This window comes from Chitinophagales bacterium, from assembly GCA_019694975.1.
Lineage (GTDB): Bacteria > Bacteroidota > Bacteroidia > Chitinophagales > UBA10324 > JACCZZ01.
In genome coordinates, this window is record JAIBAY010000003.1 from 279,223 (window position 1) to 292,282 (window position 13,060).

11 protein-coding genes are annotated in these 13,060 nt (G+C 45.0%); 6 read left to right on the forward strand and 5 right to left on the reverse strand.

What is annotated here, in order from left to right; genetic code table 11:
• Positions 1 to 63 precede the first annotated feature (63 nt).
• From purQ to K1X61_07645, 3 genes are read right to left on the reverse strand one after another with little or no spacing between them, the layout of a single operon-like run.
• Positions 64 to 798, reverse strand: a complete 735-nt coding sequence (gene purQ, locus K1X61_07635; protein ID MBX7108500.1) for a phosphoribosylformylglycinamidine synthase subunit PurQ — start codon at positions 796 to 798, stop codon at positions 64 to 66.
• Positions 799 to 803: 5 nt separating this feature from the next.
• Positions 804 to 1,811, reverse strand: a complete 1,008-nt coding sequence (locus K1X61_07640) for a hypothetical protein (protein ID MBX7108501.1) — start codon at positions 1,809 to 1,811, stop codon at positions 804 to 806.
• A 12-nt stretch (positions 1,812 to 1,823) separates the two neighbouring features.
• Positions 1,824 to 3,284: a hypothetical protein gene (locus tag K1X61_07645; GenBank protein MBX7108502.1), complete on the reverse strand. Its 1,461-nt coding sequence runs from the start codon at positions 3,282 to 3,284 to the stop codon at positions 1,824 to 1,826.
• 247 nt (positions 3,285 to 3,531) lie between these two features.
• On the opposite strand from K1X61_07645, the gene K1X61_07650 reads away from it, so the two are divergent.
• The gene (locus K1X61_07650) at positions 3,532 to 4,680 is read left to right on the forward strand and encodes an acyloxyacyl hydrolase (protein ID MBX7108503.1); all 1,149 of its coding nucleotides are present in this window, start codon (positions 3,532 to 3,534) and stop codon (positions 4,678 to 4,680) included.
• Between the two features lie 156 nt (positions 4,681 to 4,836).
• Here K1X61_07650 and K1X61_07655 read toward each other — a convergent pair whose 3' ends face one another.
• Both K1X61_07655 and K1X61_07660 read right to left on the reverse strand, forming a co-directional pair.
• Positions 4,837 to 5,316, reverse strand: a complete 480-nt coding sequence (locus K1X61_07655; protein ID MBX7108504.1) for an SRPBCC family protein — start codon at positions 5,314 to 5,316, stop codon at positions 4,837 to 4,839.
• Positions 5,317 to 5,704: 388 nt separating this feature from the next.
• Positions 5,705 to 8,620, reverse strand: a complete 2,916-nt coding sequence (locus K1X61_07660; GenBank protein ID MBX7108505.1) for a hypothetical protein — start codon at positions 8,618 to 8,620, stop codon at positions 5,705 to 5,707.
• A gap of 419 nt (positions 8,621 to 9,039) precedes the next feature.
• On the opposite strand from K1X61_07660, the gene modA reads away from it, so the two are divergent.
• From modA to K1X61_07685, 5 genes are all read left to right on the forward strand, one after another.
• Complete coding sequence (gene modA / locus K1X61_07665; GenBank protein ID MBX7108506.1) at positions 9,040 to 9,780, forward strand: molybdate ABC transporter substrate-binding protein; 741 nt, start codon at positions 9,040 to 9,042, stop codon at positions 9,778 to 9,780.
• Positions 9,781 to 9,814: 34 nt separating this feature from the next.
• Entirely contained in the window at positions 9,815 to 10,492 is a 678-nt protein-coding gene (gene modB, locus K1X61_07670; GenBank protein MBX7108507.1) for a molybdate ABC transporter permease subunit, read from the forward strand.
• On the forward strand, positions 10,489 to 11,328 hold the full coding sequence (locus tag K1X61_07675) for an ABC transporter ATP-binding protein (protein ID MBX7108508.1): 840 nt from the start codon (positions 10,489 to 10,491) through the stop codon (positions 11,326 to 11,328). The genes modB and K1X61_07675 overlap by 4 nt, the downstream gene beginning before the upstream one ends.
• A gap of 157 nt (positions 11,329 to 11,485) precedes the next feature.
• The gene (locus tag K1X61_07680; protein MBX7108509.1) at positions 11,486 to 11,854 is read left to right on the forward strand and encodes a diacylglycerol kinase family protein; all 369 of its coding nucleotides are present in this window, start codon (positions 11,486 to 11,488) and stop codon (positions 11,852 to 11,854) included.
• A gap of 6 nt (positions 11,855 to 11,860) precedes the next feature.
• Entirely contained in the window at positions 11,861 to 13,021 is a 1,161-nt protein-coding gene (locus K1X61_07685) for a hypothetical protein (GenBank protein ID MBX7108510.1), read from the forward strand.
• Positions 13,022 to 13,060: the final 39 nt, after the last annotated feature.

The window sequence follows — 13,060 nt, forward strand, 5'->3', positions numbered from 1 at the left end:
TATTCATTAATTATTGATGGGAAAACGCCTCCTGCCATCAATGTCTCATTTCATTGCAAGATTTCAGCGTAAAAGATTATCCATCACATCCACCTCCACAGCATCCGCAAAACGGATAAATGACTCAAACAGCAATCTTCCATCCGTATTGCCAAGGATATCTTCCGATGCACGTTCAGGATGCGGCATCATGCCAAAGACATTTCTTGCCTGGTTGCATATTCCTGCAATATTTAACAGTGCGCCATTGGGATTGGCGGCATCATTCACCTGTCCGTTTTCATCACAATACTGAAAAATAATCTGTTTGTTCTTCTGTAGGCCGGCCAGTGTTTTCTGATCAGCATAAAAACGCCCTTCCGCATGGGCGATAGGAATTTTATAGGCACTTCCGGTCTGCAGCGCACTGGTAACCGCGGTGTCTGTTACCGCCGGAGTGATGAATACATTCTTACAGATGAATTGGCGGCCGATGTTACGCAGCAAGGCCCCGGGAAGCAAGCCTGCTTCGCAAAGTATCTGAAAGCCATTACAGATGCCCCAGACAAATCCGCCACTATTGGCAAATTCCACCACGGCATTCATCACCGGCGAGAAACGGGCAATGGCACCTGAACGGAGGTAATCACCATAGGAAAAACCACCGGGTAACATAATACAATCGTTCAGGGCAAGGTCAGGCAGCGATTTGTCTTTGTGCCATATCACCTTCACTTCCTGTTGCAAAACATTTTCCAGCACGTGTATCAAATCGCGGTCGCAATTGGAGCCCGGAAAAACTACGACACCAAACTTCATGTATATTAAATTGCGTGATTAAATAGATAGTAAAACTGAAAAAAGAGAATGGTCAAAATTAAGCATAAATGCAGGACTTCAACAACAACCTTCCGGCGGAACTCTGCAAAGAAAAATGCAAATGCCAGCCCGGCGGGAATGGTAAGCCATACAAAATGAAATAATTCACCCTGAAACTGCACCAGCAGAGAGAGCACACCCACTACAAAAAACCAAACTACCACAATGAGATAGTTGCGTACCTGCACCACCATGCGGAAAAGATTAGCCTGGATATAGAAAGCACTCCAGGTAATGATTGCCAAAACCGGAATACCGATGGCCAGTATTCTTGCATTCCGCGCCATCCCCTGCGCATTAAATTTCAATTCTGCAATAACCAATGAATGAAGGAATTCAGGAAGCTGATCAACCCAGAAAAAGTAGACACCGATGAAATAGTAGGGCAATAAAAGGCCAATAACAGCAATGAGATATTCCCGTATACTAAATGGTCTCAAAACCATAAGTGCAGCCAATACAAAAAGAAAGAATACAACATAAGGGAAGAAGAACAAGGAAGCTATAGCGATCAAGAATGCCGTGTCAAAAACCGGCGCCGTAACTCTCTCCTTTTTGTACCAGGCAAAAATTTTAGCCAGCGCCAGCAGTAAAAACGTATTAGCAATCAATGCTGAAGACAGCAACGTAAACTCGACAAAAAGAGACGAGACCAGGATGAATGAGAATGCGGGAAGGTAGGATGACTTTGCCAGGATGCGGTAATAATTCACCAGGTGATTAAAATACAATGCCTGGAAAAATACGAGCAGTGTGCTGATGACATGGAAAATAAAGTTGCGGTTGACAGCAAAGGCAGCAATGGCCTGATAGGTAAAGCGGCTGAGGAGGTTGGCATTTCCGGGCACTTCGAAAAGCACAGGTTCAATGATCAGTACCATCCTGAGCATGACCGTGTACAGCAGCAACATAAAGATGACGGCGGGATGATACGAACGGAAGATGCTGACCAAGTGGGAGGTATTTTAAAAGACGATTTTAACGAACTGAAGGTAATTTCTTTTTAAACTTGGTACTACCACTTCATTAGGTGCAACCTGCCTGGCCGATTGCGGAATGATGAGGACGCCCTTGCGGTCGGCATTAAAAACTTCGGTATGCTGTTGTTTACCGCTTGCATCAATATTATAACCACCCACACTGGTTTGTCCATTCTGCACATCATTATAAATAAAATGCAGAACAGAAGGTGATATGATTGTTGCGAATGATGAATAATAGCCGCCATCGCCTTCTGTTGCCTGTTTTTTATGGAGTATCTGCTTCCAGTTGAGTGTGCCATCGATTTTGAAAGAAAAAACCGCCAATTCGTCGTAATGATAATAGTTTACCGTGAAGCCGGAACTGATGCCAAAGCTGCCATATCCGGAATTGTTATACGATTCTGATGAGACAGAAATGGCCTCCGTAATCAGGAGCGCACCGCCGTCGCGGGTTACGATCAATTCGCGCGGCTGAAAGTCAAAGAAGCCGTCGTTTTTCCGGGGAGGGTTATTGCCGGTAAGCTGTGAAATGAAATCGGTATTGTGCGGTTCAAACCGCATCGTTTTCACTGAATCATTCTCCTGACAGATAAAAAAATAAGCGCCTTCCGATTCAACGCCGGCGCTACTTGCATAAAGGCCTGCCATCAGCAGGTTGCCCGTTACAAGATCAATCTTCGCCTTGCAGGTGGTGAGGTAACGGTTTTTCTCGAAGAAACTGAATTCTTTCAACTGCTGGCCATTGCCGTTGATACGAAAAACATGCAGGCCGGAATAAATGAAGTCGTTGTTATAGTTTCTCGCATAGTTTTCCCCCACTACTATGGCTGCATTTCCCTGTGTATCCACAGCCGCCTCAATCAGTACCGGCGACTCCATCGATTTTATTTTCCAACTGGCAGTCCATTTCCTTTGCAAATGATAGTTAACACAACGGGCATGCAGGACGTCGGTAGTGTTGAATGCGGCATCTTCATAATAGATCAGTATGGCTGATTTGTCGGCATTAAAGGCGAAGCGCAGATCCGGTGCCGCATTCACCAGTGTTTTATTAATGGTATCAATAATAATAGCCGGCTGTGATGATTCAAGTTTCACATTTGACCTGAAGGCTTTCAGCAGCGTAACATTTTTGACAATGATGGTATAAAAGAAAATGATAGAATCATTGTACAGGACGATTTGTTCCAGCTTACTGTTCTTTTCCTTCTTGGGCGTACTTTTTTTCCAACGCAGCTGCATATTATCATAAAATGCCATCATCTCATCGGTGTTGCGGCCAACGGTGCGCACGATGGTGCCTTCCAGTGTTTTTCCCAATACATCCACCCTTGCATATCCTGTAGTAACTTTTTGCGGTGCGGAAAATGAAATCTCCTGTGCGCGGGAAGTCAGCGGCAAAAGCCACAACATCAGACAGACAAAATAAATTTTGTGATTCATGTACACCGGATTCTCCCGTTTAGCAATGCGGCGGCTGAAAGTTCGGAGTGCTAATATAAAACACATCAAATCGAAATGAGGCAGACAGGTTGATGAAAGACCTGCTATTTATTATTTCAAGGTGACAAAATACTATCAATGCACCGTATCTGCAGCCTTTCATGTTCCGCCCTTACAGCAGGAAAATCAACATCATATATGATTCATGCTGTTACGAAGACGATCCGATTCAACCTATATTTGGCCAATGCACCTGCTGAAATCATTGCCGGCAGCAATTGCCCTGTTATTGCTTTGGCCCACTTGCCTTTTCGCACAGCGTGATGCAACAGCGGACAGTTCATCAATGCTTAAAGGATGGGGATTTGCGCCAACCTATTCTTACGGCAGGGTGATCAAGCATACGCCTAATTTCAAACCGGAAATAAAAGGCCCATCCAACGCATTTGAACTTAATTTTTCCAGGCAAATGAATGGCCGAAGTGAATGGCAGCAGCTTTATCATTATCCGCTTACCGGTGTCGCTTTCTCTTACACTGACTATGGCAATGATGAGGTACTTGGCCACGGCATTTCCATTCTTCCAAATATTGATATACCAATTCTGCGGGGCAACCGGTTGATGCTCCGGCTGAGAATCGGTACAGGTATCGCATTTTTATCAGAGCACTACGATTACAATGACAACCCGACCAACAATGTAATTGCCTCCACGCTGAATAATGTCACTTCTCTGAGTTTAGGCGGAAGCTGGCATTTTACCCAACACTTTTCGCTGATGGCAGGTGGTTCGCTGACACATTTTTCTTCAGGTGCCGTGCAGACGCCTAACCTGGGCATCAACATCAAAGCAGTAAATGCAGGCATACGCTATGAACCGGCCCCATATCAAAAAGCTGAATTGATTAAAAGAACATTGACGCCTGCATCAAAGAGAACCCTGTTCAATGTTACCGCCGGCCTTGGATTCCAGGAACAGCTACCGCCACAGGGCCCGGTGTATCATGTTTACCAGTTTCAATTCTCCGCCGGCAAAATGATTGCCCGGTGGAACAAATTTTCCGCAGGGATTATGGCAACGTACAAAGAAGCAGCTAACAGTTTTATCAAACAGGAAGAGATTTATGCGGACCAGTTTTTTATTCATTCCTGCGCCGTATCGGGCTTCATCAAAGATGATTTTGTTTTTGGTTTCGCCGGCATTTCCGTGCTGGCCGGTTATAACTTTTACAAGCCATCGCCGCTGGAATATGGATTTTACCAAAAGCTGGGTGTACCCATTTACCTGCCGCCATTTGGAAAATCGAAGCACCAGCAATTTTCTATAGGTGTTTATGTAACTGCCGGAGAGTTTACCGCAGACTATGTTTCCGTGGATACAGGCTTTGAATTTTAAAGCTGCAACGGTATTTCACCAGAGATGGTTGATTCCGGAAAAGCGCTACAACAGATTGCACATGCTTCACTATGGCTTGCAGGAAGTCATTCCGAATCTTTTCCGAATTGTTGTACGGCGGAATCAAATATTGAAAAATCAAAGCTGAAAATTTCTCTATACACTTACGGGCTGCCTGCCGAACAACGACTGCATTTTTGTTTTCCTGAAAGCAAAAATTTCCTGCACACGATTCTCCACGATAATACTGTTGACGATATCTCCCAAAAACCAGCCGTGCACCTTCCATTGAACCTTATCTGTCATTTTTACTCCTTCGGGCACCGCTTCGAAAAAATGTTCATGATGCCAGTAAGCGAATGGCCCGCGCCTTTGTTCATCAATAAAATAACGGTTATGCACAGCAGCCGTAATCTCCGTCGTCCAGTTAAGCGGAATACCAAAAAGCGGGCTGACCTGGTAATGAATCAGCATGCCGGCATATATTTTATCGCCGGGTTTAAAGTCGGAGAGAATCTTAAAATTCATATCCGGTGGTGTGATGCTGCCAAGGTTCAGCGGCGAAGAGAAAAAATCCCATGCTTCCGCTAATGAGGTTTCCAATACCTGAACCTTTTCTATTGAATGCAGACTCATAATTACGTTTAGATTTAAATCGTTAAAACAATGTGCGAAGTTTTTCAATCCCTGCTTTGCGGCATGCCGGGTATATTACAACTTCCTTGCAAAAATCTGCCGGCTTTGTGCAAGCCATGTGTAAAGGTGATGGCGCTATCAGGGCCGTTCTCATATTGACATGATCAGTGCAGGGAAGCGAATTGAAATGGCTTTGCATGATTTTTTTCTGCTTATGGCGACACAAGAGGGCGCTCCCATTATTACATGATTGCGATGCTATTTCATTTACCCCAAAAGATTAATCATGGAAAGTAAATCACGATCATTCACTGACCGTATTTCTCTGTGCATCTTCCCATAACAGGGAAAATCATAAAAGGTTTTTGATAAAAACTTATCCCTGCGGTTATTCGGGTTTTTCGATGGTCAGCATACCTTCTGATTTCACACCATTGGCATCTATGCTGTATCTGTATTTTCCCGGTTTTAAATAATACTGTCCATTATCGGCTTTCTTCAGTTTTACCTTTTCCTCTTCTTCCTTAAGGTCCTTATTGAGCAGATTTTCATAGGCTGTCAGCTGTGCAGAATCAATGGAAAAATCATACTGAAAATAATTCAAACCCTTCTGCCCCTGGAGGTTCAGTTGGTTCAGCACGAGACTGCTGTCTGCAAAAAGAGTGATGTTAACCTTCGCGGATTTGTTGAGATAAACGGGAATTTTCAGCTGTGGATCCGGAATTGTATCCCAATAAAACTCTTTATGGCCCCAGCTACCATTGTAGCTAACCGGTCCGATGGCGAAAGCATACAGTGATTTCTGGAGAATTGAATCGCGCAATTGTTCTAATTCCTTCACAGAAGCAATGTAGATGGAACGGCCATGTGTTCCCAGTATCAGGTCATGTGCCTGTGGCTGAATCACGAGATCATGCACAGCCACAGACGGCAGTTTGCCACTCATGCGCATAAAGGTCTTCCCACGATCAAGTGAAACATAACAGCCATGATCCGTTCCGACATAGAGAATATTTTCATTAACAGGATCTTCTTTTATCACATTCACGGGTTCAGCAGGAAGATCGGTGCCGATCTTTGTCCAATTGGCACCATAATCTTCGGAGGAATAGAGATAGGCATTAAAATCATCCCAGCGGTAACCACTCAGCGAAGCATATACGCGTGATTCTTTAAAGGCGGATGCCTGTACCCTGCTCACCCATAAGTCTTGTGGCAGTTTGTCTGAAATCTTCGTCCATGTATTACCGCCATCCTTTGTAACATAGATCAAACCATCATCGCTGCCTGTATAGATCAACCCGAATTTCATCACTGACTCATGCAATGTGGTGATGGTTCCATAGGGCACATCGCCTTTCTTACCGCCTTTCGTGAGGTCGGGCGAAATCGGTTTAAAGTCATTTCCTTTGTTCAGTGAACGAAACAACTTATTGGCGCCGAAGTAAACGATGTCGCTATTATGCGCGGAAAGCTGAATAGGTGATTGCCAGTTCCACCTGTAAGGCCGCTCCCCGAGTTCATGGGATGGAGTGATATAATCTGAACGGCCCGTCACCGTGTTTACCCTGAAATAGTTGCCAAACTGATAACCCGTGTACACCTCCTTATTTTCCCTGATATCAACGGCCACCTGCATACCATCGCCACCCATAATTTCTTTGAACGGATAAACGCCGGTCTGATGCCAATCGCTGGAGTTCACATTGCTGCTGCTGCCGAACCATACGCCGTTATCCTGCAGTCCGCCATAAACATTATACGGTTTTTCGGTATCATAGTTTACTGAATAAAACTGACCAACAGGCGGAGTGTTGCATTTCATCCAGGTATTTCCATCATCATACGATACGTTAACGCCGCCATCGTTGCCATTGATCAGATGTCCCTTCTTTTCAGGATTGATCCATAATGCATGATGGTCGACATGCACGTTCTCGCGGTTGATGTTGCGGAAAGTCTTGCCGCCATCGTCTGAAGCGAGCACGACGAAACCAACGAGATACACTTTATCCGGATTATTTTTTTCCACTCTCACCTGGGCGAAGTAATAGCCATACGTGTAAAAAAGCTCGTCCATAAAATCCGCGTAAGGCTTCACCCAGGTTTTACCGCCATCTTCCGAGCGATACAGTTCCGCTCCTATCACATCCGTTTCAAAGAGCAGCGAGTTGGCATCATCGAGATATTCCACCAGGGTTTGTGGAGTAATTGTGGCGTTCTTTACCAACATAAAAATGGTATCAGCCGTATACTTTTCCGGGAAATTCTCATCGCGCAGAAAATGCTCCACTTTTCTTTTCGGTAACTGCTGGAAAGTTACCGCACTCATGGTTCGAAGCATGTCTTTGGTAAGCACGGTCGTGTCTTCGTCTTTTTTCTTTTCGCGCCTGAATTGATTATCAAGAAAAGCGTAGAGGACGGTATGACCATTTTTGATGCCGGCAGCCAGGCCAATTCTTCCCACACCCTCACCTTTCGGAAAAATGTTGCTGCCATCAGTAATCAGCTGCCACGTCATTCCCGCATCCGTGCTCTTATAGATGCCTGATGAAGGGCCACTCTCCTGGAAATTCCATGCACGGCGGTTGCGGTCCCAGGCCGCAGCGTAAATAATTTTTTTATCGAAAGGATCGGCGATGATATCAATACAACCTGTGTGATCATTAATGTAAAGTACCTGTTTCCAAGTGGCACCGCCATCGGTGGTTTTATAAATTCCCCGTTCTTTGTTATCGGAATACAAGTGTCCAAGCACAGCCACGTAGGCAATGCCGACATCATCCGGATCGAGCAAGATGCGGCCGATGTGGTGACTTTCGGGCAGACCAACATTAAGCCACGACTTACCTCCGTCCATGCTCTTGAATATACCTGCGCCGGCGTAAGAAGAACGGCTTGAATTATTTTCACCGGTGCCCACCCAAATCACCCCGTGCTTCCAATCCACGGCGATGTCGCCGATGGTCATCACAGCTTCCTGGTCGAAGAGCGGCGTAAACGACAAGCCATTATTGATAGTATGCCAAAGCCCTCCGGAAGCATAGGCCACATAAAATTCGGAGGGATCAGCAGGATTAGCATCAATATCTGTAACGCGACCACTCATGATGGTGGGTCCGATATTACGGAACTCCACTTGTGTTACTAATGAGTTTTCGAGTAGTAATGCCCGCTTCGTTGTGGATTGCAACCTGGCCTCTGCCGGTGTAAAGGGTGGCACAGCAGGCGACGTCACTGTCTTTTTTTTCTGGGCAAAAGACAAAGAAGGAATCAACAGGCAGAGCAACAGTAAATTTTTCATGGTGAAAAGTATGTACGGAGTTGAAAATACAAGAAAAGAATTACACGGCTATAAAAGTAAGAGGAAAGAGCAGCATAACCCTGTTTTGATTTTACCGGAAACCGCTTATGCTGTATGATGCATTGGCAGGTGTTTTAGAAACTATCTCAAAATACCTGGAGTCATCCTGTCCCTATTGATCAGGATCTCCTCAATTCGTCGACAGATGCCGAAATAAATCCGGCATGACTACATTGATTGCCTGTTTTGAGATAGCTGCTAAAAAAATAATCAGCAGCAGCATGAGCAACAGTAGCTCACACCAGACAAATAACTGCAATAGAATTGTGAAATGTCTCATGTGCTATCTTTGAAGAGATTAAGACTACACCTTCCCAATAAAAAAATGAAATGACAAGCTTATTAACCGAATATTCTTAATGATTGCATTACTGAATTCCGTGGCTGCTATTCATGCAGCAGCACCGCCCACCGTGGTGGTGGCAGCTGCCTCCGACTTTCAATTCGCACTGGATTCCATTTTAGTAAACTTTAAGAAAGCCAACCAGGGCATACAGGTTAAAACAGTATATGGATCTTCAGGTAAATTAACCGAGCAGATTTCCAATGATGCACCATTCGACCTTTTCTTTTCCGCAGATATCAGCTATCCGAAAAAACTAAGGGAGACCGGGTTTGCCATTTCGGAACCGTCCGTTTATGGCGTTGGCAGTATTGTGATCTGGTGCAATCAACTTGATCCTTCCCAAGACAAGATGAATTCATTGCTTCATCCTTCCATCCATAAAATTTCCATCGCAGATCCTTCTCATGCGCCATACGGTCAGCGTGCAGATGAATGCATGCGTTTTTATAAAATTTACGACCAGGTAAAAGACAAACTGGTTTTTGGTGAGAACATATCACAGGCTGCACAATACATAACAAGCGGTGCGGCTGATATCGGCATCATTGCCCTTTCCCTGGCATTGTCGCCCGCAATGCAGCAAACTGGCGGAAAATATTACGTCATCCCGCAGGAAAGCTACAGCAAACTGGAGCAGGCATTTGTATTGCTGAAGCATTCGCAGGGTAATACGGCTGCCACTGCTTTGACAGATTACATAGCTTCTCCCGCATCAGCCGCCATCATCAGGCATTTTGGCTTCAGGGAAAAATAATTTTAACATTACTACAGGTCATAACATTTTTCCGATGATTGATTTTTCTCCATTCTGGCTCACGGCCAAACTTGCATTTATCACCACGCTGTTGCTGCTGTTTATTTCTGTTCCGATTGCCAACTGGCTGGCATATGGAAAATCGAAATTGAAGACAGTGACGGAAGCACTGGTAAGCATGCCATTAGTATTACCGCCATCGGTTCTCGGCTTTTACCTGTTGCTTGCCTTCAGCCCGCAAAACGGTTTCGGAAAATGGCTGGATCAGTATTTCGACATACGGCTCGTGTTTACTTTTCCCGGATTGGTAGTGTGTTCCGTTATCTACAGCTTACCGTTTATGGTTCATCCTATTCAGTCCGGCTTAAAAAATATTCCTATTTCAATACGCGAGGCATCACTCACGTTGGGCAAATCAAAATTTACCACGTTGCTGCGTGTATTGCTGCCCAACATCAGGCCTTCAGTAATTACCGGTATTGTGCTCACCTTCGCCCATACCATCGGCGAATTTGGCGTGGTACTGATGGTCGGTGGCAGTATTCCGGAACAGACGAAAGTAATCTCCATCGCTGTTTACGATGAAGTTCAGTCCATGAATTACCATACAGCCAATATCTACGCTTTTATTCTTTTTGCCTTTTCCTTTCTCATCCTCCAGATGGTTTACCTCATTAATAACCGGTCGGGAGAGGTAAGTCCGTTACGATGATAAAATTTTCCGCTACAAAAGAACTGCATACCGCTGACGGAATGATCCCTTTGCAGGTCGACCTTACCATTGCAAAGGGAACCATTGCCGCTTTATATGGTCCATCCGGTGCCGGAAAAACCACCCTTTTGCGTCTCATAGCCGGACTGACGACAGCGAATAAAATATACCTCGAAGCAGAGGGACAATTATGGAACGATTCCGTGAATCATTTTTTTTTGCCGGTGGAAAAAAGATCTATCGGCTTTGTGTTCCAGGATTTTGCCCTATTCCCGCATCTTACCCTGCGCGAGAATATTGCCTTTGGACTTCCACACAAAAGTGATCAGGCGCTGGTGGATGAACTGTTGCAGACACTGGAATTGGAGGCCCTGCAAAAAAGCAAACCGTCGCAGCTTTCGGGCGGACAAAAGCAACGGGTAGCGCTTGCAAGGGCGGTGGCGAGGAAACCAAAACTGTTGCTACTGGACGAACCGCTCTCAGCATTGGATGATGCCATCCGTGGAAAGCTACAGGAATATATTCTGCACATACACCGTGCATTCGGACTGACTACTATCCTCGTCAGTCATCATATCGGGGAAATTACCAAACTGGCCGATGTTGTCTACTGCCTGGAGAAGGGTAACATCACACGCTTTGGAAAACCGGATGACCTGTTTCACCCTGCTGATGACAAGTTTGACATAAATGGTGAGATAATTTCTATCGAAGAAAATGAACTGCGTTACGTAGTACATATTCTTAGCGACGGACAATTGCTGAAAGTGATGGCAACAAAACAGGAGATCGCATTACTGAGCACCGGACAGAAGTTGCAACGCTCAGGAAACTGAATTTTGCCATTTTTCACTGCTGTATTGCAGTTAGCAGGCTATTCTTTTTTTTCCGACGGATCGCATTATTTTTTTGATACTGCTGCTGCATCATCATTTGATTTTTTCATACGTATACACATCAAAGTTGTAAATCTGCTTTCTTTGTTAAAAAAAGATGGAACAGGCTTTCAAGAGCAGGAATCTCTTCAGAAAAATTCGTACTGCGTTTAATGGCATGGTAATTCCATATAAAACGGAAGTGAGCATCAGGATACAAACTTCCCTCGTGCTGGCAGCTGCTGTATTGGGTATTTACCTGCACCTGAGCAGGACTGACTGGATTTTTCTGATTGCCGCCGCCGCCCTGTTACTGATTACAGAATGCCTGAATACCGCCGTGGAAAAACTCGTCGATTTTGTTTCCCCGGGCTATCACGAACTGGCCGGCAAAGTAAAGGATATTGCTGCCGGAGCGGTTTTCCTGGCTGGCACCGCTGCAGCATTGATTGCCTTCTTTATTTTTCTTCCTTACTTCAACACCTAACTTACCATGCGTCTTATTGCCGTTACCGATCAGGTTAGTGAAAAAAGATTTTTGGAAGTGCCTGTTTCAATTTATAAACATGATGCAAACTGGGTGCGGCCACTCGACAATGACATTAAAGCAGTATTCGATCCGGCTAAAAACAAATTGCTGAAAACAGGCGCCGCCATGCGCTGGATTTTAGTAAATGAAGCCGGTGTGCGGATTGGCAGGATAGCTGCTTTTGTAAATGAAAAAACAGCGAGAACATCTGAATACGTGACAGGCGGCATCGGTTTCTTTGAATGCATCAATGATCAGCGTGCCGCCAATGTCCTGTTCGATGCAGCCCGTGAATGGTTAGCTGCAAGAGGTATGGAAGCCATGGATGGCCCCATCAATTTCGGCGACCGTTCATCATGGTGGGGATTGATGGTGGAAGGATTTGCACCTCCGTCTTACCAGATGAATTACAACCTGCCCTACTATATACAGCTATTTGAGAACTATGGTTTTCAGACTTACTTTAATCAACTAGTCTTCAGATATAACATCGAGGATGAAGTGCCGGAACTCTTCAGGGCAAAAGCTGAACGGATATTTAAAAGCCCGGCTTTCAGGTTTGAACATATCCGTAAAAAGCAGCTGGAGAAATATGCCGCAGACCTGACAAAGGTTTACAATGAAGCGTGGGTTAAGATGGGACACTTCAACCCCGTGACCAATGAGCAGACACTCGGTATGATTAAAAAGATGCTGCCTGTTATGGATGAAAGACTGATCTGGTTTGGTTACTATAAGGACAGGCCGATCGCATTCTTTGTGATGCTGCCTGAGATAAACCAGGTAATCCGTTATCTGAACGGCCGGCTCGACTGGTATGGCAAGTTAAAGTTTGCATATTACCGCTGGCGCGGCGTCATTGATAAGATGTCGGGAATTTTGTTTGGTGTGGTGCCTGACTTCCAGGGAAAGGGAATAGACGGCGCATTGATTGTTGCTACGGGAAAGGTGGTGCAGCCACTAAAAAAATATAAGACACTCGAGATGAACTGGATCGGTGATTTCAATCCAAAGATGATCCGCATGGTGGAAAACCTGGGCACCACGGTATCCAAGCGTTACCGCACCTACCGTAAAATTTTTGATCCATCAAAGCCGTTTAGCAGGGCGCCGATGCTCGATTGAACTTCAATATGAAACAACACTGATTATTTTAAGCAGCGA